At 63.7% G+C, this 19,889-nt stretch carries 22 protein-coding genes; 7 read left to right on the forward strand and 15 right to left on the reverse strand.

What is annotated here, in order from left to right:
* Positions 1-199 precede the first annotated feature (199 nt).
* Entirely contained in the window at positions 200-1,219 is a 1,020-nt protein-coding gene (locus QCE73_RS00645) for a bile acid:sodium symporter family protein (RefSeq protein WP_035497407.1), read from the reverse strand.
* 15 nt (positions 1,220-1,234) lie between these two features.
* Here QCE73_RS00645 and QCE73_RS00650 point away from each other — a divergent pair, with 15 nt between their 5' ends.
* The 3 genes from QCE73_RS00650 (at position 1,235) to QCE73_RS00660 (ending at position 3,709) form a co-directional block, all read left to right on the forward strand.
* Positions 1,235-1,513, forward strand: coding sequence for a hypothetical protein (locus QCE73_RS00650; protein WP_309879404.1), 279 nt, complete (start codon positions 1,235-1,237; stop codon positions 1,511-1,513).
* A 218-nt stretch (positions 1,514-1,731) separates the two neighbouring features.
* Positions 1,732-2,100: a hypothetical protein gene (locus QCE73_RS00655; RefSeq protein ID WP_035497408.1), complete on the forward strand. Its 369-nt coding sequence runs from the start codon at positions 1,732-1,734 to the stop codon at positions 2,098-2,100.
* Between the two features lie 496 nt (positions 2,101-2,596).
* On the forward strand, positions 2,597-3,709 hold the full coding sequence (locus tag QCE73_RS00660) for a porin (RefSeq protein ID WP_035497409.1): 1,113 nt from the start codon (positions 2,597-2,599) through the stop codon (positions 3,707-3,709).
* Positions 3,710-3,779: 70 nt separating this feature from the next.
* Here the strand turns inward: QCE73_RS00660 and QCE73_RS00665 are convergent, their stop codons facing one another.
* Positions 3,780-4,742: a nitronate monooxygenase family protein gene (locus QCE73_RS00665; protein ID WP_309879405.1), complete on the reverse strand. Its 963-nt coding sequence runs from the start codon at positions 4,740-4,742 to the stop codon at positions 3,780-3,782.
* 245 nt (positions 4,743-4,987) lie between these two features.
* On the opposite strand from QCE73_RS00665, the gene QCE73_RS00670 reads away from it, so the two are divergent.
* Complete coding sequence (locus QCE73_RS00670) at positions 4,988-5,878, forward strand: alpha/beta hydrolase (protein ID WP_309879406.1); 891 nt, start codon at positions 4,988-4,990, stop codon at positions 5,876-5,878.
* Between the two features lie 178 nt (positions 5,879-6,056).
* Here the strand turns inward: QCE73_RS00670 and QCE73_RS00675 are convergent, their stop codons facing one another.
* The 13 genes from QCE73_RS00675 to QCE73_RS00735 form a co-directional block, all read right to left on the reverse strand.
* Positions 6,057-6,968 carry an MBL fold metallo-hydrolase gene (locus QCE73_RS00675; protein WP_309879407.1) on the reverse strand — a complete coding sequence of 304 codons (912 nt, stop codon included), beginning with the start codon at positions 6,966-6,968 and terminating at the stop codon, positions 6,057-6,059.
* Positions 6,965-7,522, reverse strand: a complete 558-nt coding sequence (locus tag QCE73_RS00680) for a DUF1289 domain-containing protein (RefSeq protein ID WP_309881872.1) — start codon at positions 7,520-7,522, stop codon at positions 6,965-6,967. Before QCE73_RS00680 ends, QCE73_RS00675 begins: the two co-directional genes overlap by 4 nt.
* A gap of 35 nt (positions 7,523-7,557) precedes the next feature.
* Positions 7,558-8,055: a YbaK/EbsC family protein gene (locus tag QCE73_RS00685; RefSeq protein WP_035497415.1), complete on the reverse strand. Its 498-nt coding sequence runs from the start codon at positions 8,053-8,055 to the stop codon at positions 7,558-7,560.
* A gap of 12 nt (positions 8,056-8,067) precedes the next feature.
* Positions 8,068-8,991 carry a hydroxymethylglutaryl-CoA lyase gene (locus QCE73_RS00690; RefSeq protein ID WP_309879408.1) on the reverse strand — a complete coding sequence of 308 codons (924 nt, stop codon included), beginning with the start codon at positions 8,989-8,991 and terminating at the stop codon, positions 8,068-8,070.
* 32 nt (positions 8,992-9,023) lie between these two features.
* Positions 9,024-9,965, reverse strand: coding sequence for a glyoxylate/hydroxypyruvate reductase A (locus QCE73_RS00695; RefSeq protein ID WP_309879409.1), 942 nt, complete (start codon positions 9,963-9,965; stop codon positions 9,024-9,026).
* The gene (gene bioB / locus QCE73_RS00700) at positions 9,962-11,011 is read right to left on the reverse strand and encodes a biotin synthase BioB (protein ID WP_035497419.1); all 1,050 of its coding nucleotides are present in this window, start codon (positions 11,009-11,011) and stop codon (positions 9,962-9,964) included. The genes QCE73_RS00695 and bioB overlap by 4 nt, the downstream gene beginning before the upstream one ends.
* 4 nt (positions 11,012-11,015) lie before the next feature.
* Positions 11,016-11,717, reverse strand: a complete 702-nt coding sequence (gene bioD / locus QCE73_RS00705) for a dethiobiotin synthase (RefSeq protein WP_309879410.1) — start codon at positions 11,715-11,717, stop codon at positions 11,016-11,018.
* Positions 11,714-12,904: an 8-amino-7-oxononanoate synthase gene (bioF, locus tag QCE73_RS00710; RefSeq protein ID WP_309879411.1), complete on the reverse strand. Its 1,191-nt coding sequence runs from the start codon at positions 12,902-12,904 to the stop codon at positions 11,714-11,716. Before bioF ends, bioD begins: the two co-directional genes overlap by 4 nt.
* Complete coding sequence (locus QCE73_RS00715) at positions 12,901-14,208, reverse strand: adenosylmethionine--8-amino-7-oxononanoate transaminase (RefSeq protein WP_309879412.1); 1,308 nt, start codon at positions 14,206-14,208, stop codon at positions 12,901-12,903. The genes bioF and QCE73_RS00715 overlap by 4 nt, the downstream gene beginning before the upstream one ends.
* Positions 14,209-14,505: 297 nt before the next feature.
* Complete coding sequence (locus QCE73_RS00720; RefSeq protein WP_035497424.1) at positions 14,506-15,762, reverse strand: dienelactone hydrolase family protein; 1,257 nt, start codon at positions 15,760-15,762, stop codon at positions 14,506-14,508.
* A 325-nt stretch (positions 15,763-16,087) separates the two neighbouring features.
* Positions 16,088-16,507 carry a YchJ family protein gene (locus tag QCE73_RS00725; RefSeq protein WP_309879413.1) on the reverse strand — a complete coding sequence of 140 codons (420 nt, stop codon included), beginning with the start codon at positions 16,505-16,507 and terminating at the stop codon, positions 16,088-16,090.
* Positions 16,504-17,112 carry a glutathione S-transferase family protein gene (locus QCE73_RS00730; protein WP_309879414.1) on the reverse strand — a complete coding sequence of 203 codons (609 nt, stop codon included), beginning with the start codon at positions 17,110-17,112 and terminating at the stop codon, positions 16,504-16,506. The genes QCE73_RS00725 and QCE73_RS00730 overlap by 4 nt, the downstream gene beginning before the upstream one ends.
* A 13-nt stretch (positions 17,113-17,125) precedes the next feature.
* On the reverse strand, positions 17,126-17,803 hold the full coding sequence (locus QCE73_RS00735) for an SDR family oxidoreductase (RefSeq protein ID WP_035497917.1): 678 nt from the start codon (positions 17,801-17,803) through the stop codon (positions 17,126-17,128).
* A gap of 118 nt (positions 17,804-17,921) precedes the next feature.
* On the opposite strand from QCE73_RS00735, the gene ubiM reads away from it, so the two are divergent.
* The 3 genes from ubiM to QCE73_RS00750 all read left to right on the forward strand — a co-directional run bounded on the left by ubiM (position 17,922) and on the right by QCE73_RS00750 (position 19,873).
* Positions 17,922-19,124, forward strand: a complete 1,203-nt coding sequence (gene ubiM / locus QCE73_RS00740; RefSeq protein WP_309879415.1) for a 5-demethoxyubiquinol-8 5-hydroxylase UbiM — start codon at positions 17,922-17,924, stop codon at positions 19,122-19,124.
* Between the two features lie 103 nt (positions 19,125-19,227).
* Positions 19,228-19,470 (forward strand): hypothetical protein, encoded by a 243-nt coding sequence (locus tag QCE73_RS00745; RefSeq protein WP_309879416.1) that lies wholly within the window; start codon positions 19,228-19,230, stop codon positions 19,468-19,470.
* Positions 19,457-19,873 carry a type II toxin-antitoxin system VapC family toxin gene (locus tag QCE73_RS00750; RefSeq protein WP_238209536.1) on the forward strand — a complete coding sequence of 139 codons (417 nt, stop codon included), beginning with the start codon at positions 19,457-19,459 and terminating at the stop codon, positions 19,871-19,873. The genes QCE73_RS00745 and QCE73_RS00750 overlap by 14 nt, the downstream gene beginning before the upstream one ends.
* The last annotated feature ends 16 nt before the right edge of the window (positions 19,874-19,889 follow it).

Below are 19,889 nucleotides of genomic sequence, written 5' to 3' on the forward strand. Positions count from 1 at the left end.
GTAGGCCAAAGCGTCGGACGCGAAGCAACGTAGCTTCAAAAATCGATGCGAGAGGTCAGGCGTTTGAGCCTATGCCATCCGGCCGAGTCGACATCAACATGCGGACGGGCTCAAATGACGCAAAGGCCGCGCAGGGCGGCCTTCGGAAAGGAGGGTAACGATGGCGAGGCAGACGACGCAGCCTGCGCTCAGGCTCGAATCAGCGGCGCGCGGGCGCAGCGACGTTCTTGTCCTTGCGCACCGGTTCGGGCGCCGTCTTGCGCGCACCCCAGCGCTGCGCGAGCACTGCGCACACCATGAGCTGGATCTGATGGAAGAGCATGAGCGGCAGCACCACCGCGCCCACCGCGTGCGACGCGAAGATCACCTTCGCCATCGGAATGCCGGAGGCGAGGCTCTTCTTCGAGCCGCAGAAGATGATCGTGATCTGGTCAGCGCGGGAAAAGCCGAGACGCTTCGCGGTGAAGGCCGTGATGAAAAGCGCGGCCGCCAGCAGCAGGATATTGACGGCAAGCAGGCCCGCGAGCGTCGAAAGCGAGATCGAATGCCAGATGCCTTCGTTCACGGCCTCGCTGAACGCCACGTACACGACGAGCAGGATAGAGCCCTGGTCGACGAACTTGAGCATCGCTCGGTGCTTGTCGATCCATTTGCCGATCGCTGGCCGCAACAATTGCCCGGCGATGAACGGCACGAGCAGTTGCAGCGTGATGTTGCCGACGGTATGCCACGGCGAGCCGGTCGTCGCGCCGTGATTACTCACGACGAGTCCGACCAGCGCCGGCGTGATGAAAATGCCGAGCAGGCTCGACGCCGACGCGCTGCACACGGCAGCCGGCACGTTGCCTTTCGCCATCGACGTGAAGGCGATCGACGATTGCACCGTGGACGGCAGCGTGCAGAGAAAAAGGATGCCCGTGTAGAGCGCGGGCGTGACAAGCGGCATGAGCACCGGCTTGAGCACGAGGCCAAGCAGCGGGAAGAGTGCGAACGTGCTGAGCAGCACGACGAGATGCAGCCGCCAGTGCGTCGCGCCGGCAATGATCGCCTCGCGGGAGAGCTTAGCGCCGTGCAGGAAGAACAGCAAACCGATGGCGATATCGGTGATCCAGTTGAACGCTACCGCCGCGCTGCCGCGGCAGGGCAGGACGCTGGCGATGATGACCGTGCCGATGAGCGCCAGCGTGAAGTTGTCGGGAAGGAGTTTGGGCCGTGCCATCAAAGGTTCTCGTACGTGAACACGCCGGACGCGCTGCACGGTGTATTCGTCGTCAAGTCAGTAGAAACCATGATTTTCGCTCGTGCCCGATTAAATTGGCAAATTCATTTACCAGATCGATTGATTCCCAATGCGCATGAAAACAACATACTTTCGCGCGGGCCGGAGTTGGAAGCCAGCAACATCCGGGCCGTGCACGCGTCGATTTCACGGCTTCCGCAACCGTCTGTCCAGCAAAAATTTCGTCACATGATTGGCGATCCGAAACAGTCGGCCAACACGAAAAAACTCTGACGTAACATGGTGTTACAACCATCGAGCAGGCCTAACACTTTTTGGCTCGACTGCCGCGACGGTGCGAAATAAATTGTTGGGTACACCGGTTGGCGGGTTTTTGCATTGCCTCGATGCAGCAACCCGGATGTTCCGACTACGGCCGGTTGTCCGCCTGAATCGGAAGCACCGCTTTCGACGCACGGACGGGAATATCGGTCGGAGCAGGCAGTTTCGACATGACGCTCACTGGCTTTCGCAAGACTACCCGGCTTTTCGCATCCGCTGCGCTCGGCGCGCTGGCGGTGGCGGGTTCGCTCGCGCTCGCGGGGCCGCGTGTCGAGTGGCTGTCGTCGGCGGTATTCAGCGATTCCACCGCGAGCCGTCAGTCATTGCACTACACGCCGGTTTCCGCCAAGGACGGTCTCACGCCCGTGAGCGCCGAAGTGCGGCCCGGCCCGCGCGCCGATCAGGCAGTGCCCATGCGCGGCACTGGTTCCATTCGCGCCGACATCACGCGCTACAACGAAGAGCGCAGCCTGCCACGCCCACCCGGGCGTCCGGCGGATGACGGCCGCACGCCGGCCAACGCGAACTATCGCAATTGAATCTTCGGTCCCGTCGCCAATAGTTGTCGTTCGGCAATGAACGCAAAACTATTGGCGCGTCTAGTTTCGCGACCAAGATGACGTAATCACGCCACACTCAGGCAGCGATTTTCTTCCAGACATTCCGCTCTTTTTTCCGTGCACGGACAATGCGCCGTGCGCGGGGAAATGTCGTATTCCCGATATTTCGAATGGCTTTCGACGCTCCGACAGGCGCGCCGGTGCTCGCTCTGCAAAGCGTCGGGTTTCAAGAACAATCAGCGCGCGCGTGCGATACGACGCGCTCCGCCGCATGCCCAGGCGGTCGGCATTATCCGAACCGCTATACCCGCAATAACCAGAAATATTTTTGACCGGAAAAATGGTCCGTAAAGATGGTGCCGCTCCACACGCGATGCCACTCTCGCCCAAAAAACCGTCAAGCCGGTCAGACGAGGCGAGTGCAACGCTCCTCGCCCGCCAAGCTTTCAATTTTCGACAAAAGACAGGAGAGTTCATGAAGTCAACCGTCAACCGTGCGCCGAAGACTACGGTGAAAGCAACGGTCAAGGCCACCGCAGTCGCCGCAGCGATGCTCGGTCTATTCGCCGCGGGGGCGGCGCACGCGCAATCGAGCGTTTCGCTGTACGGGCAGGTCGACGAATGGGTCGGCGCTCAAAAGTTTCCGGGCGGCGATCGCGCGTGGAACGTGAGCGGCGGCGGCATGTCGACGTCGTACTGGGGCTTGAAGGGCGCTGAAGATCTCGGCGGCGGCTACAAGGCCATCTTCACGTTGGAAAGCTTCTTCCGCGCGCAGAACGGCCAGTACGGGCGCTTCCAGGGCGACACCTTCTTTGCGCGCAACTCGTACGTCGGCATTCAAGGTCCGATCGGCACGTTCACCGCTGGCCGCCTGACGACGCAACTCTTCGTCTCGACGATTCTTTTCAACCCGTTCGTCGATTCGTACGTCTTCTCGCCGATGGTCTATCACGTGTTCCTCGGCGCAGGCACGTTCCCGACGTATCGGACGGATCAGGGCGTGGTCGGCGATTCGGGCTGGAACAACTCGGTGCAGTACACGTCGCCTGACTTCAACGGTCTGTCGGGCAGCGTGATGTACAGCTTCGGCAACACCGCCGGCGACGGCCGCTCGAAGAAGTACAGCGCGCAGTTCCTGTACTTCCACGGCCCGTTCGCGGCCACCGGCGTCTATCAGTACGTGAACTTCAACAACACGCCCGGCGACCTGACTTCGATCGACGGCTTCGCGACGCCCGGCTACAAGAGCCAGAGCGTCGGCCAGTTGGGTGCATCGTTCGACATGAAGTGGGTCAAGTTCTTCGCGCAGTACATGTACACGAAGAACGACTTCGAAGGCCCCGGCACGTTCCACGTCAACACCGGTCAGGGCGGCGTGACCGTTCCTCTCGGCCCGGGCACGGTGATGGCGTCGTACGCGTACTCGCGCAGCAACGGCGGCCTCGACCAGACGCACAAGAGCTGGGCGCTCGGCTACGACTACCCGCTGTCGAAGCGCACCGACGTCTACGCGGCGTACCTGAACGACAAGTACACGAGCCTGTCGTCGGGCGATACGTTCGGCGTCGGCATCCGCGCGAAGTTCTAAGCAGCGCGTACGCCAAAACGAAAACACCGCGCTTCATGCGCGGTGTTTTTTTGCGGCTGGCGGAAAACAATCAGCCGATCGCGAGGCGCGTCTTCGCGTCGTCGTACTCGCGTTTCAGGCGCTGGACCAGCTCCGCGACGCTCGGCACGTCCTCCATCAGGCCGACACCTTGCCCCGCGCCCCAGATTTCCTTCCATGCCTTCGCCTTGCTCGTGCCTTCGGCGAAATTCATCGCGTCCTTGTTGGACTCGGGCAGCGCGTCCGGGTCGAGCCCCGCATTGACGATGCTCTCGCGGATGTAATTGCCGTGCACGCCCGTGAAGAGATTCGTATAGATGATGTCGGCGGCTTTCGCATCGACGATCGCGCGCTTGTACTCTTCCAGCGCGTGCGCCTCCTTCGTCGCGATGAAGCGCGTGCCCATGTAGGCGAGGTCCGCGCCCATCGCCTGCGCAGCGAGAATCGAGCCGCCGTTCGCGATCGCGCCCGAGAGCACGATCGGACCGTCGAACATGCGACGCACTTCGCCGACGAGCGCGAACGGCGAGGTCGTGCCCGCGTGGCCGCCCGCGCCGGCCGCGACGAGAATGAGGCCGTCCACGCCCGCTTCGAGCGCTTTCTGCGCGTGTCGCAGATTGATCACGTCGTGCAGCACGATGCCGCCATACGAGTGCACCGCATCGATCATTTCCCTGACCGGCGCGCGCAGGCTCGTGATGAAAATCGGCACCTTGTGCTCGACGCACACGCGCACGTCCTGCTCCAGCCGCGCATTCGACTGATGAACGATCTGATTGACCGCGATCGGTCCGATGACCGCATCGGGATTCGCCGCCTTGTGCTCCGCGAGCGAGGCCTGAATCTGCGTGAGCCACTCGTCGAGCAATTCGGCGGGGCGGGCGTTCAGCGCCGGAAACGAGCCGACGATCCCCGCCTTGCATTGCGCAAGCACGAGTTCCGGATAACTGACGATGAACATCGGTGAACCGACAACGGGCAACGTGAGGTGCTGCAAGACGGCGGGCAGGGCCATGGCGCGAATCTCCTGAGTGAATCCGGGCAGCATTGAAAGCATTCTACGAACTGGCGCTCGTTTTCGGGGAAGCGTGCGCACCGGATCAGCGAACGATCGTTCGATTATAAGCGTGACAACGTTCGCGACATATTCGTCATTTCCCGAGGAACTCTTCGGTTTCCGTGTTTGCGGGCCCTCCGGCACCTCAGCAACCGCGCCCCCGCGCCTACAATGATCCGCAACGCCACGAACAAGAAAACATCATGTCTTTCGGAGACTACGAACCGTTTCGCGTCGATGCGGGGGGCGTCGAAATCGTTGGAATGAAAGGCGGTGACGGGCCGCCGCTGCTCCTCATGCACGGTCATCCGCAAACGCACGAGATCTGGCACAAGTGCGCCGACGATCTCGCCAAGCACTTCACCGTGATCGCGACGGATTTGCGCGGCTACGGTGCGTCGGGGAAACCGAAGAGCGACGCGCGTCACACGCCCTACTCGAAGCGCGCGATGGCCGCCGATCAGGTCGCGGTGATGCGTCACTTCGGCTTCGAGCGCTTTCTCGTCTGCGCGCACGATCGCGGCGCGCGTGTCGCGCATCGCATGGCGATGGACTTTCCCGATGCCGTCGATCGTCTGATGCTGCTCGATATCGCGCCGACGCTCGCGATGTACGAAGCCACCGACCGCGCTTTCGCGACCGCGTACTTCCACTGGTTCTTCCTGATTCAGCCGTCGCCGCTGCCCGAGTTGCTGATCGGCGGCAATCCGAACGCGTATATCGATCGCGTGATGGGAAATCGCCATGCGGGACTTGCGCCGTTCGCGCCGCATGCCTTGCAGGCGTATCGCGATGCGCTCGCATCGCCCGGCGCGATCTTCGCGATGTGCGAGGACTATCGCGCATCGGCGAGCATCGATCTGGATCACGATCGCGCCGATCTCGAACGCGGATTGAAGGTCGCGTGTCCGCTGCGCGTGTTGTGGGGACAAGAAGGCGTGATCGAACGATGCTTCGATGCGCTCGTCGAATGGCGGCGCGTCGCACGCGACGTGAGCGGCCGCGCGCTGCCGTGCGGGCACTACATTCCCGAGGAACAGCCCGACATGCTGCTCGCGGAAATGCTTGCCTTCTTCCAGGCCGATGCACCCTGAAACCCGCGCCGGCATTGGGTCTTACGCCGATTCAGGTGATCGTTAAAGTTTTGTAGGGAAAGCACCGATGCACGTGCAATAGCGTCGCGTTACGATACGTTGGACGTTGATCACGTCCATATGATTCTGCCGCTTGCCGTAGCTGACAAGCGGCTTTCTTTTGCGCGTCCGCTTTGATTCAGGCCGCCGACACCATCGCGCCGTTCACATTCACCGAACCGCCGCGCGCCAGTTCCCCGATGATCGTCTCGATGAGCCTCCGACGCTCGTTCGCCGGCGCGAGCGCGTCTGCGGCGGCACGCATCGCGCGGGCTTGCTCCGTCATCGTGAGCACGGCATCGAAGGACATCGCGCGCACTTCCATCAGCTTGAAGACGATCAGCACCTTGAGCGCGTTCTTCGCGTTGCGCGCGGGATCGGCTTGCAGGTAATCGAGCCGCGACGACGCAGTATCGAGCGCGCGCGCGACATCGGTGAAAGGCGCGCCGTGGCCGGGAATCACGATATCGACGTCGAGCGTCGAGATCAGTTCGAGCACCGCGCGCTCTTCCGCGAAACCGCTGTCGCCTTCGAGCTCGGGAAAGATCACGCCGAAGCCGTTTTCCCACAACGCGTCGGCGCTGATGAGCACGCGCTTCTCCGGGCAATGTAGCATCAGCGAATGCGGATCGTGTCCCGGCGCGCCGAGCACGTGCCAGTCGAAGCCGCCGAGCGCGAGCGTCGCGCTGTTTTCGATCGTGCCCGTGAAGCCGAAGCGCTCGCAGCGCTGGCCGGTTGCGCGGAACGTCAGCGCGTCTTCGTCCCACGCGCGCACGGCGTGCGCCTCGCTCGCGGGAATCAGCGTGTCGCACGCATAGTTTTCCTGAAGCAGCGCGTTGCCGCCGCAATGATCCGAATGCAGATGCGTATTGACGATCAGATCGAGCGTGCGCGCGCCGAGCTTCTGCTTCACGAGCGCGAGCGTTTGCGGCGCGTGCGAGGCATAGCCCGTATCGACGATCGCCGTGGCTTCGCCGCTCGTGAACAGCACATTGTTCGACGAGAGCCAGCCGCGCTCGAACACCGTCATGGATTCCGGAAGCGCCCTCACGCGCGCGGCTCCTTCGGCATCACGACGATGGTCGCCGTCGCCTTCATCACCGTCTCGCCATGCTGATTGCACGCGCCGCCTTCGAGCTTCACGAGATCGCCGCCGAGGCTCGCTTTCCACTTCGCTTCGGTGACGCGCCAGAACATCGTGAGCACGTCGTTCGCCTTCACCGCGCGCGTCAGCTTGATGCCGAACTCGAGGCCGAGCGGCTGCGCGTCGCGCGAGAAATGCGCGGCGAGCATCGCCATCAAATGCGCGCTCGGCTGCGTGCCGGATGCGATCAGCGAACCGAAGCGGCTCGCGCGCGCGTAGGCGTCGTCGTGATGCAGCGGATTGAGATCGTTGACGAGCGTCGCGAAGTGTTTGATCGAATCGGGCGGCAATGCGAGTGTCGCTTCGAACGATTCGCCGATCGTCACGACGCGCGCGCCCTGGCGGCGGCTTTCGACGCGCGCCAGCACCGCGCGTTTTTCGTCATCGTCGCAGGAGGCCCACGCGGCTATCTCTTCGATGGTGCGCAGGCAGCCGTCGCAAAAGCCGGTCTCCGGGTTCATGCGGCAGACATCGACGCACGGCGACGCCATGCCGGTCATGACTCGGCCGTCTCACGCAAGGCGACATCGACGACCGGCGCGCCCGTCAGTTCGATCAGCTCCTGCGGCGACAAATTGAACACCGCGTGCGGATGCCCGGCCGCGGCCCAGAGACTGTCGAGCGCGAGCAGGTCTTCGTCGATCAGCGTAACCGGCTCGACCGCATGGCCGATCGGGCACACGCCGCCGATCGCATAGCCGGTCTTTTCGCGCACGAACTTCGCATCCGCGCGCGCCAGTGCGCCGACGCGCGCCGCGACCTTCGCCTCGTCGACGCGATTCGCGCCGCTCGCGATCACGAGCACGGGCGCATCGTCCTCGCGGCGCCGAAAGAGGATCGACTTGGCGATCTGCGCGACCGAGCAGCCGAGACCCGCGGCGGCTTCGGCCGAGGTCTTTCCGGTTTCGGGCAGCATCACGACATCGTGCGGATGGCCGCGTTCTTTCAGCAAAAGCGCGACGCGGCGCGCGGAGTCGGGTAAGTGGTCTGTCATCGTGTTCCCTTTTCAGACGCAGGCAGCCGCGCCGTCGCGTTTCTTCGTGAAGATTGCCTTGCCCGCGCGCGACGAACTCGGCTTGCCGATTGCGCGCGAAATGAAATCGCCGATATCGACGAGCTGATCGAGATCGACGCCCGTCTCGATGCCGAGCCCGTTCATCAGATAGACGACGTCTTCCGTCGCGACATTGCCCGTCGCGCCCTTCGCATACGGACAGCCGCCGAGCCCCGCGACCGATGCGTGGAAGATCTCGATGCCTTCGAGCAGCGCCGCATAGATATTGCCGATGGCCTGGCCGTACGTGTCGTGAAAGTGCCCGGAAAGGCGCTCGCGCGGAAACACCTTCTGCGCGGCCGCGAGCACTTCGCGGGTGCGTTTGGGCGTGCCGACGCCGATGGTATCCGCGATGTCGATCTCATCGCAGCCGAGCGCCTTCATGCGCTCCACGACATCCACGACCGACTCGATGCTCACTTCGCCCTGATACGGGCAGCCGAGCGTGCACGAGATGCTGCCGCGCAGGCGCACGCCGGCGTCCTTCGCGGCTTTCGCGACCGGCTCGAAACGCGCGATGCTCTCCGCGATGCTGCAGTTGATGTTCTTCTGCGAGAACGCCTCGCTCGCCGCGCCGAAGATCACGATCTCGTCGGCCTTCGATTCGAGCGCGCCTTCGAAGCCGCGCATGTTCGGCGTCAGCACCGAGTAGATCGTGCCCGGACGGCGCTCGATGCCGGCCATCACGGCGGCGGCGTCGGCCATCTGCGGCACCCATTTCGGCGACACGAACGACGTCGATTCCACATTCACGATGCCCGCCCGCGCGAGCCGGTTCACGAGTTCGATCTTGGTTTCGGTCGGCACGAACTCCTTCTCGTTCTGCAGGCCGTCGCGCGGCCCGACTTCGACGATTTTCACTTTGGACGGAATCATGGCTGTCTCCCTTTATTTGCGATGCGATGCGTTCAGTATCCGCGCTTGAAATCGACGATGCCGCTGATCGGCTCGCCGCGCGCGAGCGCTTTGATCTTGCCGGCGATCTGCACGATGCTTTCGTCGCGCAGCGTTTCCGCCGAAATGTGCGGCGTGACCGACACGCGCGGATGCGTCCAGAACGGATGATTCTGCGGCAGCGGTTCCGTGTGGAAGACATCGAGCGTCGCGGCGGCGAGCTGGCCGCGGTCGAGCGCGGCGAGCAGATCGGCATCGACGAGATGCGGCCCACGCGCGACGTTCACGAGATACGCGCCGCGCGCGAGCCTGCCGAACGTGCGCGCGTTCAGAATGCCTTCGGTGTCCGGCGTATGCGGCAACAGGTTGATGAGCACCTTCACGCCGTCGAGAAACGTGTCGAATTGTTCCGGGCCCGCGTGGACCTGCACGCCTTCGATCGTCTTCGGCGACCGGCTGTAGCCGCGCACCGGCACGCCGAGTTTCAGCAGTCCCTTCGCGACTTCAGCGCCCAGCACGCCGAGCCCGAGCACGCCGACCGTGAACGACTCGCGCGCATGTTGCGGCAGTTTTTCCCAGCGGCCTTCGCGTTGCAGGGCGTCGTATTCGTCGAAACGGCGCAGATAGCGCAGCACGCAGTAGGTCGCATATTCGACCATCTGCTGCGCCATGCCGGTATCTTCCAGACGCACGAGCTTTGCGTTCGGCGGCAGCGTGCCGGGCTCGTTGCGTTCGACATCGAGAATCGCGTCGACGCCCGCGCCGAGATTGAACACGGCCTGCAGGTCGGGACGGTTCGCGAAGAGTTCGCGCGGCGCGCGCCAGACGATTGCGTAATCGGCGGGCGCGGTGTCGCCCGGTTCCCACACGCGCAGGTCGGCATCGGGCAACTCGCGTCGAAGGCCGCCGAGCCAGGCGTCGAGATCCGCGCCTTTTTCGTAGAAGATGATTTTCATGCGTGGCCGTGTCCGCACGAGCGCTCCGCGCTTTCGACGCCGACGTTCTGCGCCGACTCCGCGCGCATCCCGAGACGCTCGATCAGCTTGCGGTCCGCTTCTGCTTGCGGGTTGCTCGTCGTCAGAAGCTGGTCGCCGTAGAAGATCGAATTCGCGCCGGCGGCGAAGCACAGCGCCTGCAACGCTTCGTCCATCTGCTCGCGTCCGGCGGACAGACGCACCATCGCTTTGGGCATCGTGATGCGCGCGACCGCGATCGTGCGGACGAACTCGAACGGATCGAGCGCTTCGACGCCGGTGAGCGGCGTGCCTGCGACCTGCACGAGATTGTTGATCGGCACCGATTCCGGATACGGCTCCATATTCGCGAGCTGCGAGATCAGCCCGGCGCGCTCGCGCCGCGATTCGCCCATGCCGACGATCCCGCCGCAGCACACGTTGATGCCCGCATCGCGCACGTGTTCGAGCGTGTCGAGACGATCCTGATACGTGCGCGTCGAGATGATCTGGCCGTAGAACTCAGGCGACGTGTCGAGATTGTGGTTGTAGTAATCGAGACCGGCGTCGCGCAGTCCTTGCGCCTGATGCGCTTCCAGCATGCCGAGCGTTACGCAGGTTTCGAGGCCCATCGCCTTGACGCCACGGATCATGTCCTTGATCGGCTCAAGATGACGATCCTTCGGATTGCGCCACGCCGCGCCCATGCAGAAGCGCGTCGCGCCGTTGGACTTCGCGGTTTCGGCGGCCTTCAGGACTTCGTCGACGTCCATCAGCTTTTCGGCCTTGAGGCCGGTGTCGTGATGCACCGACTGCGGACAGTACGCGCAATCTTCCTCGCAGCCGCCCGTCTTGATCGAGAGCAGCGTGGAAAGCTGCACCGCGTTCGGATCGAAATTTTCGCGATGCACGGTCTGCGCGCGATAGAGCAGATCGTTGAACGGCAGGTCGTACAGCGCGACGACATCGGCGACGCGCCAGCGCTGCATCGGTTGCGGCGTGGTCGTGGTGGTCGTGGAAGTGGTCTCTGCGGCGGTTTGCTGTGTCATGAGGTCAATCCTTTCGATGAAGCTGGTCTGTCAGAAGGCCGATGTCGAGCGAATCGGCGGCGCGCCGTGCGTCGTTCGGCGCGAGATGCGGAATCACGCCGACGAGCGGCGCGTCGATCCGTTGCCTGAGCGTTGCGATATTTTCGTCCGGATACAGCATGTTCGGGTCGACGCGATTCGCGACCCAGCCCGCAAGCTTCAATCCGCGCGACGCGACGGCTTCCACGGTCAAAAGCGCGTGACTGATGCAGCCGAGCCGCATGCCGACGACGAGCACCACCGGCAGATTCAGCGCGATCGCGAGATCGGCGGTGTCGTGCGTGTCGGTAAGCGGCACGCGAAAGCCGCCGACGCCTTCCACCACGACGATATCCGCTTTCGTCATCGCATGGCGATGCGCGTCGACGATGCGCCCGATATCCAGCGCGATGCCTTCCCGCGCGGCGGCGATGTGCGGCGCGATCGGCTCGCGCATCATGAACGGCGTGCGGATGTCGTTCGGCAGCGCGACGTTCGCGGCGGCGTCGAGCTGATCGGCGTCTTCGTTGTGCAGCACGCCGTCGCGCTCGATGGCGCCCGACGCGATCGGTTTCATCGCGGCGGCGCGCAGGCCCGCGCGCGCGAAGCCGTGCAGCAGCGCGGCGGAGACGAAGGTTTTGCCGATTTCCGTATCGGTTCCGGCGACGAATAGCGATAAAGCAGTCATAGCGTGTTCAAAGCGTGATCGAGGCGCGCGAGATCGTCCTCGCTGTGCGCGGCGGAAAGCGAAATGCGCAGGCGCGACGTGCCTTGCGGAACGGTCGGCGGACGAATCGCGGGCACCCAGAGGCCGTGCTTGTCGAGCGCGGCGGCGATTTCAAGCGTTTCGTCGTTGCCGCCGATCACGAGCGGCTGCACGGCGGTGTGTGAATCGACCGGCATCCAGCGCGTGCGTTTGAGCATCGCGCGCGTAGTTTCGATGAGCGATGCGAGATGCGCGCGTCTTCGATCGCCCTCGTCGCCGCCGATGATCTTCAAGCTCGCCGACACCGCATGCGCGACAGCCGGCGGCGACGCCGTCGTGAAGATATACGGACGCGCGCGCTGCACGAGCCATTCGACGACGGTTTCATCCGCCGCGACGAACGCGCCCGCGACGCCCGCCGCCTTGCCGAGCGTGCCGACATAGACGAGATGCGGCGAGCGCAGCGCGTAAGCGGCGAGTGCGCCGCGCCCTTGCGGACCGAGCACGCCGAAGCCGTGCGCATCGTCCACGACGAGCCACGCGCCGTACTTTTCCGCGAGCTCGACGAGACGCGTGAGCGGCGCGATATCGCCGTCCATGCTGAACACGGTGTCGGTGACGATGAGCTTCGTCGCCGCTTCGTCGCGCGAGGCGTCGAGCATCGCGTCGAGCGCTTCCATGTCGGCGTGCGGATAAATCTGCGTCTGCGCGCGCGACAGACGCACGCCGTCGATCAGCGATGCGTGGTTCAGCGCATCGGAGAACACGATCGTGCCGCGCCCGGCCAGCGCGGTCACCACCGCGAGGTTCGCCATGTAGCCGGTGCTGAAATAGAGCGCGCGCGGGTTGTCGACGAAACCGCCCGAGAACGCGGCGAGATCGTCTTCGAGTTGCGCGTGCGCGCGCGAATGGCCGCCGAGCAGATGCGATCCGCCGCTGCCCGCGCCGTATAGCGACGCGCCTTCCGCGAGCGCCGCGCGGATCGCTTCGTGCGCGGCGAGGCCGAGATAATCGTTGCTCGCGAAGCCGATGATCTCGCGGCCATCGACGGTCATGTGCGCGGAGCACGCGCTGTCGATCGTCTTGCGGCGGCGTCGCAGGCCGCGCGCGTCGATATCGGCGAGACCTTGCTTCAGCGTTTCAAACAGCGCCTTCGATGTGTTCGTCATGCGGCGTCTCCGGCAAGCGTCGCGTCGAGCGTGTCGCGCGTGCGTTGCGCGAGGAGCAGAAGTTCGTCGTCGGAGAGGATGTACGGCGGCATCATGTAGACCGTCGTGCCGATGGGGCGCATCAGCAGTTCGCGCTGCAAGGCGTTCGTGAAGAAGCGGCGCGAGAACGTCTTGTCGTCGATATCGACATCGAACGCGAAGATCGTGCCGCGCTGGCGCAGATTGCGCACGCGCTCATGTTCGAGCAGCGGCTGCAACGCTTCGTGCAGCAACGCGGACTTGCGCCGGTTTTCCGCCAGCACGTTCGCGCGCTCGAACAGGTCGAGCGTCGCCAGCGCGGCGCGGCACGCGAGCGGGTTGCCCGTGTACGAATGCGAATGCAGAAAGGCGCGGGTGATGTCGTCGTCGTAGAAGGCGGCGTAGATGTCGTCGCGCGTGAGGACGATCGAAAGCGGCAGATAGCCGCCGCTGATGCCCTTCGACAGGCAGATGAAATCCGGCCAGATGCCCGCCTGCTCGCACGCGAAAAAAGTGCCGGTGCGGCCGCAGCCGACGGCGATTTCATCGGCGATCAGATGCACGCCGAATTCGTCGCACAACGCGCGCAATTGCGTGAGATACGACGCGTCGTACATCGCCATGCCGGCCGCGCACTGCACGAGCGGCTCGACGATGACGGCCGCGAGTGTCGACGCACGTTGCGCAAAAAGCGCGCGCATCGCAGCGATGGCTTCATCGACGCCGACCGCAGCCGGCGACGCGACCACGTGCGCATGACGAATCAGCGGATCGTAAGCGTCCTTGAAAATGGCGACGTCGGTGACGCCGAGCGCGCCGATTGTTTCGCCGTGATAGCTGTTCGCGAGGCACGCGAACTCGCGCTTCTCGCTCTGCCCGCGATTGCGCCAGAAGTGAAAACTCATCTTCAGCGCGATCTCGACCGCCGACGCGCCATCGGAGGCGAAGAACGCATGTCCGAGCGTGCGGCCGGTGAGCGCGGAAAGACGCTCGGCCAGTTCCACGGCGGGCGCGTGCGTGCAGCCGGCGAGCATCGCGTGTTCGAGCGTGTCGAGCTGATCCTTCAGCGCCTGGTTGATGTCGTCGTTAGCGTGGCCGAAGAGGTTCACCCACCACGAGCTGATCGCATCGAGATAGCGGTTGCCCTGCGGATCGTAGAGCCACGCGCCCTTGCCGCGCGCGATCGGCACGAGCGGCACGCGCTCGTGATGTTTCATCTGGGTGCACGGATGCCACACGGCGGAAAGCGAGCGTGCAACCCAGTCCTGATTGGCTTCTGTGTTCAAAAACGGCTCCCAGGCCCGCGCGCGCGGTGCGGACCGGATACGTCGGGCAAGCGTCTGGACGCTTGCGTTGCTGGGAAAACTGCGCGATTCAATTATCGCTAAAAGATGGCCAACCTTCCGTAATCGGAAGGTTTTTTGCCCATGCGCGCGCGCCCAACGGAAATGCGAAAACGCGCTATCGCGCGCAACTTCGTTCATTTCGAAGCGTTGTCGACGGTTTGGCGCGGAAGATGCAGATTCGACAAAAGCGAACGCCGGCGCGAAGGCCGGCGTTCGAATAAAGCGGTAAGGGCGGGTTCAGCGCGACGCGGTCTGCGTTTCAGCCGCCTGATCGTTCCAGACGACGCGATTGTTCACCGCATAGAGCCTGCACGGATCGGCGCTCTGCTTCTGGCAGCTCGCGATGGCGACGGCCATCGGATCGTCGCCGCCTTCGGCCCACGACCACGCGCCGGAATCCGACACGGCGAACGCGCGGCTCGAATACTGCGAGAGAAAGTTGCGATATCCGGCGCGGCCGGTTTCATCGACGTACGGCACGGCCTGAACCGAATCGAGATCCGCGAAGTTGGTCGCTTTCGGCATGTCCGGCTCGGAAACCTGATACTGCACGGCGGTCGGCATGCCGATCTGCGCGAGGAAGGCCTTCACGCGCGGCCACCAGATCTGCACGCCGTCGCGATCGCCGACGAGACGATGCGCGTCGTTCTTGTAGGTGCCGAAATCGACCATGTTCGCGCGCGCGCCGTGCGACGTGAAGGCGGTGAACATCTGCACGGAAAGATCGCCTTGCCAGACCGAATCGTTGTCGCCGTAGAGCCACAGCGACGGCAGGCGCACGTTCTGGCCGTAATCGCCGAACGCGCTGACGAGATTCTTCTGCCAGCCCGTGCATTCGTCCTGGCGCAGGCCGCCCGAGAAGTTGATGAGGCCGCGCACGCCGGGCGCCGCGACGGCTTCGCGCGCGCCGTAGGCGATGGTCGTCAGGCCGCCATGCGAGGTGCCCGCGACGACGATATGCGTCTTGTCGATATACGACTGCTCGCTCATGTACGCGACCGTCGCCGCGACGTCCTGCGCCTGTGCGAAGCCGTTCGCCTCGACGTCGCAGCCGTGGCCGGCGTATTCGCCGCCCGAGCCCGCGAAGCCGCGGCGATTCGGCACGACGACGACATAGCCGTGGCGCACGAATTCACGCGCGAGCGCGACCGGACGATTGCGCGGCTGCGCGTGCGAGTCGCCGGGCAGCTTGCCGTGATTGAAGACGATCATCGGGAACGGGCCGGCGCCGTCCGGCTTGAACACGGTGGTTTCGAGCGCGATGTCGGCTTCGGGAATTTCGATGACGGCTTCGTTCAGACCATTCGACACGGCGGGCAGGCCGGCGTCGAGCGAATCGGGAATGCGGGACAGCGGCTGGCCGAATGCGGGCGCCTGGAGACCTTCGGATTGACGGACGCCGCCGATCGGTTCGGCGCGCACGGCGGACGTGACGAGTGACGTCGCGAGCGCGCACACCATGCTGCATCCGACCAACCAGGTTCTGATCGCCATCCGTGAACTCCGACTGCGCTTCCGATAAACGTTGATACGGCGTGCCCAACGCTTTTTGAAGTCACAAACCTACCGCGCTGCTCGTGATGAGCAGTATCGACTGCGGGTTCCGGGAGTCATGCCAGGAAAAGGCATGACAATTGGCTTCAAAACGGGGCTTCGCTGCGAGCGCCCGGGCACGAAGATGACTGCGCCCTGACGTGAACAGAGATTAACCGTTCAAAATTGCACTGCACAATAAGTGCTACCCCGTAACTGTTTAATCTGAAAGGAAATTCTTAGGAAATTAATACCGTGCACCACCTCATATTTCTTAAAGACATATTTACTTTTCTTTTATCTGACCATCGACGTAAATCCAGTTTCCGTCGCTGTTGCGCGTGAAGCGGCTGGCCTCGTGCAGCCGATGCGCGCGCCCGCCAAACTTGTAGCGCGCAACAAACTCGACTTCCTCGTGATCGGCGTCGATCGGCGTGTGACGTTTGATCTGCAGGCCGAGCCAGCGCGTGTCGTTGTCGGACGCGTCGAGATCGGGCGGGCAGGTCGATTCGGCCCACGTCGCACGAAGATAGACCGTGTCGCCGAGCACGTACGCGGTGTAGCGCGAACGCATCAGTTCCATCGCGTTGGCGGGCTTTTCGCCGCCGTCGATGAAACGCCCGCAACACGTTTTGTAGCGCGGCGCGCGCGCATTCGGACGCTGGTCGGGCGCGGCGCCGCCGCAGGGACATTCCACCGGCTTCATTGATCGACGCCCGGCATCTCGACGTGCAGCGGCTGGCTGCGCACGCGTTCGAGCCACGCGCGGATCGCCGGATAGCGCGACAGGTCGACGTTCGCTTGATCGGCGACGTGCGTGTAAGCATAGAGCGCGATATCGGCGACGCTGTAACGCTCGCCCGCGAAAAACGTGTGCGTGGCGAGATGCTGCTCCATCACGTCGAGCGCGCGATAGGAACCGGCGATTTTTTCGGGCAGGCGGGCATCGCCGGGATTCTTCTGAAACTGCAGGATGAAGCGCGCCACGGCGACGAACGGCTCATGGCTGTACTGCTCGAAGAACATCCATTGCAGCGCCTGCGCGCGTTCGAGGCGATCGGTCGGCATGAGCGGCGTGCCATCGGCGAGATAGCAGAGGATCGCGCCGGATTCGGAGAGCGTCGTGTTTTCGTCGATGACGAGCACCGGCACCTTTCCGTTCGGATTGAGCCGCTTGAATTCTTCCGTGCGGGTCGCGCCGTGCATCATGTCGACTTCATGCCACACGTAAGGCAGGCCGAGTTGTTCGAGGATGAGGCGAACCTTGTAGCAGTTGCCCGATGCGGAAACGCCGTGTACCTGATAAGTCACATTCCCTCCGGTTTCACCATTCGAGCTTCGTGCCGTCGTACTGCACGAAGGTTCCGTTGAACGCGTCGCGCATCGCGCCCGCTTCCGCGATCACCGCGCGCATGCCCGACACGCTGTGCGCGACGTCGATCGCCGCCGATGGTCCGCCCATTTCGGTACGCACCCAACCCGGATGCAGCGCGATGCACGCCGAATGACGCGATTCCAGCGACGCCACCTTCAACGCGGAATTGAGCGCGGCCTTGCTTGCGCGATACAGCCAGCCGGTCGTGCCGCTCGTCTCGCCGATGCTGCCCATCTTGCTCGACACGACCGCGAACACGCCGTTCGCGGCATCGGTGAGCGGCAGCAGCACGGGAATCAGTTGCATCGGGCCGCGCACGTTGGTGTGCATCACCTGATCGAAATCGTCTGCGCCGATGGTTTCGACGCCTTCCGTGCGCGGACCGTACACGCCCGACACGACGATCGCCACATCGAGCTTTTCCTCGTCGAGTTGCCACGCGAGCGCGGCGATCTGCTCGGGCTGCGTGACGTCGAGCGGGAAGGTTTGCGCGCCCATCGCGTCGAGCGCGGAGAGCGAGGATTTGTCGCGGGCCGTGGCGAGCACGCGCCAGCCATCGCGACAATATTCGCGCGCGAATTCGTGGCCGAGGCCGCGCGACGCGCCGACGATCAATACCGTTTTCATGACCGACATGTTCCTTGTGTGGACGACCTTGCGACTATAGCGCGCGACCCGCTGTCGCTGCTCGTTCGTCAGCCGTTCGGCTATCGTTGTGCGCTTTCAGAAAAGTAAGACCGGAAAGATGGTGCATACCGATATCGTGATCGTCGGCGCGGGGCCGGCGGGTTTGTGTCTGGCGAATGCGTTGAGCGGGGCGGGTGTGTCGATCGTGCTCGTCGAGCAGCAGACTCACGACGCGCTGCGCGAGCCCGCGTTCGACGGCCGCGAGATCGCGCTGACGCAAAAGTCCGTCGCGTTTCTGAAGACGCTCGGCGTGTGGGAGCGCATCGATGCGCACGCGAAATCGCAGCTCGTGGATGCGCGCATCTTCAACGGGTCGTCGCCGTTCTCGATGAAGATCGGTCATGCGCTCTCGGGACATGCCGAGCTGGGCTGGCTCGTGTCGAATCATCTGATCCGGCGCGCGGCGTTCGACGCGTTCGAGCGTCGCCGGGCGGCGGGCGCGGATATCCGGATCATCGCGTCCGAGCGCGTGATCGATCTCGATACCGATGCCTGCGGTGCGCGCGTGCGGCTCGAAAGCGGCGAGACGATCGCGGCGCAGCTCGTCGTCGCGGCGGACAGCCGCTTCTCCGCCACGCGGCGCATGGCTGGCATTGCCGCCGACATGCACGACTTCGGCAAGTCGATGCTGGTCTGCTGCATGACGCACGACGCGCCGCACGATCACGCGGCGTGGGAATGGTTCGGTCATCGGCAGACGCTCGCACTGCTGCCGATGAATCCCGATCCGCAGACGGGCGCGCATCGGTCGTCGGTCGTGGTGACGCTCGACGCGCGCGACACCGAGCGATTGAGCGCGCTGGATCCCGATGCGTTCAATCGCGAGATCGAACGCCGCTTCGAGCGCAGGCTCGGGTCGATGACCTTGCGCACGACGCGGCATGTCTATCCGCTGGTGTCGGTGTATCCGAAGCGATTCGTGGCGAAGCGTTTCGCGACGGTCGGCGATGCGGCGGTCGGCATGCATCCGGTCACGGCGCACGGGTTCAATTTCGGGCTGGCTGGCATCGAGTTGCTTTCGCGCAGCATTCGCGATGCGCGTGCGGCGGGGCGCGATATCGCCGGCGATGCGCTGCTTGCGCGATACGAGCAAGAGCATCGGCGGGAGACGCGGCCGCGTTATCTGCTCACGCGATTGATCACCGAGATCTATACGCGCGACTCGTTGCCTGCGCGGATCGCGCGTGATGCGATGTTGCGCATCGGCGAAAGATTGACGCCGTTCAAGCGCGCAGTGGCGATGTCGTTGGCGGGGCGGTGAAGGGGTCGTTGCAGTAAATTCCTATATCGTTTGGATGACTAGGGATGCTTATTAAATGGGAGTAAAGTCACGCTACTCGCAACGCTCAGACGAGGAGCAGACCATGTTCAAAATCATTCAGGGAACTTTACCGTCGAATATCGACGAGGAAGAGCTTCGGGAGATACAGGCGGATGCCGCCCGACGGCGGAAGATCGAGGCGGAGGTGCGAAGGCAGATGGGCGAGCCGGACGATGACGATAACGCAGGCTTCATCAGAGCCCTCCTGAGTTTTCCGAAGATCGACTGCGACGACTCCATTTTTGATCGTCACGCCAGCAACGGAGACTCCGATGTTTCTGGCTGATACCAACGTCATCAGCGAAACCAGGAGAGAAGAGCGCGCGAACGAAGGTGTTCGCGCGTTCTTCGACGGCGCTGAACGAAGAAACGAAGGGGTGTTTCTGTCCGTGGTCACCGTCGGCGAACTTCGACGTGGCGTCGATTCACTTCGTCTCAAAGGTGACGCCCGGCAGGCGGCAAACGTGGAGGCGTGGCTGAAACGTGTTCTGCGCAGATATGAAGGGAAGATCGTGCCAGTGGACAGGAACATCGGAGATTTGTGGGGGCGTCTCCGAGCCCGGCACCCGGAGCCTGCAGTAGACAGGCTCATCGCAGCAACGGCCCTGGCTCACGGTTTGACGGTAGTCACGCGCAATGTCAGGGACTTCGAGCGCGTGGGAGTGAAAATGCTGAATCCCTTCGACTAGCAACCACGCCGGCCCC

The organism is Caballeronia sp. LZ029, assembly GCF_031451275.1.
Taxonomy (GTDB): domain Bacteria; phylum Pseudomonadota; class Gammaproteobacteria; order Burkholderiales; family Burkholderiaceae; genus Caballeronia; species Caballeronia jiangsuensis.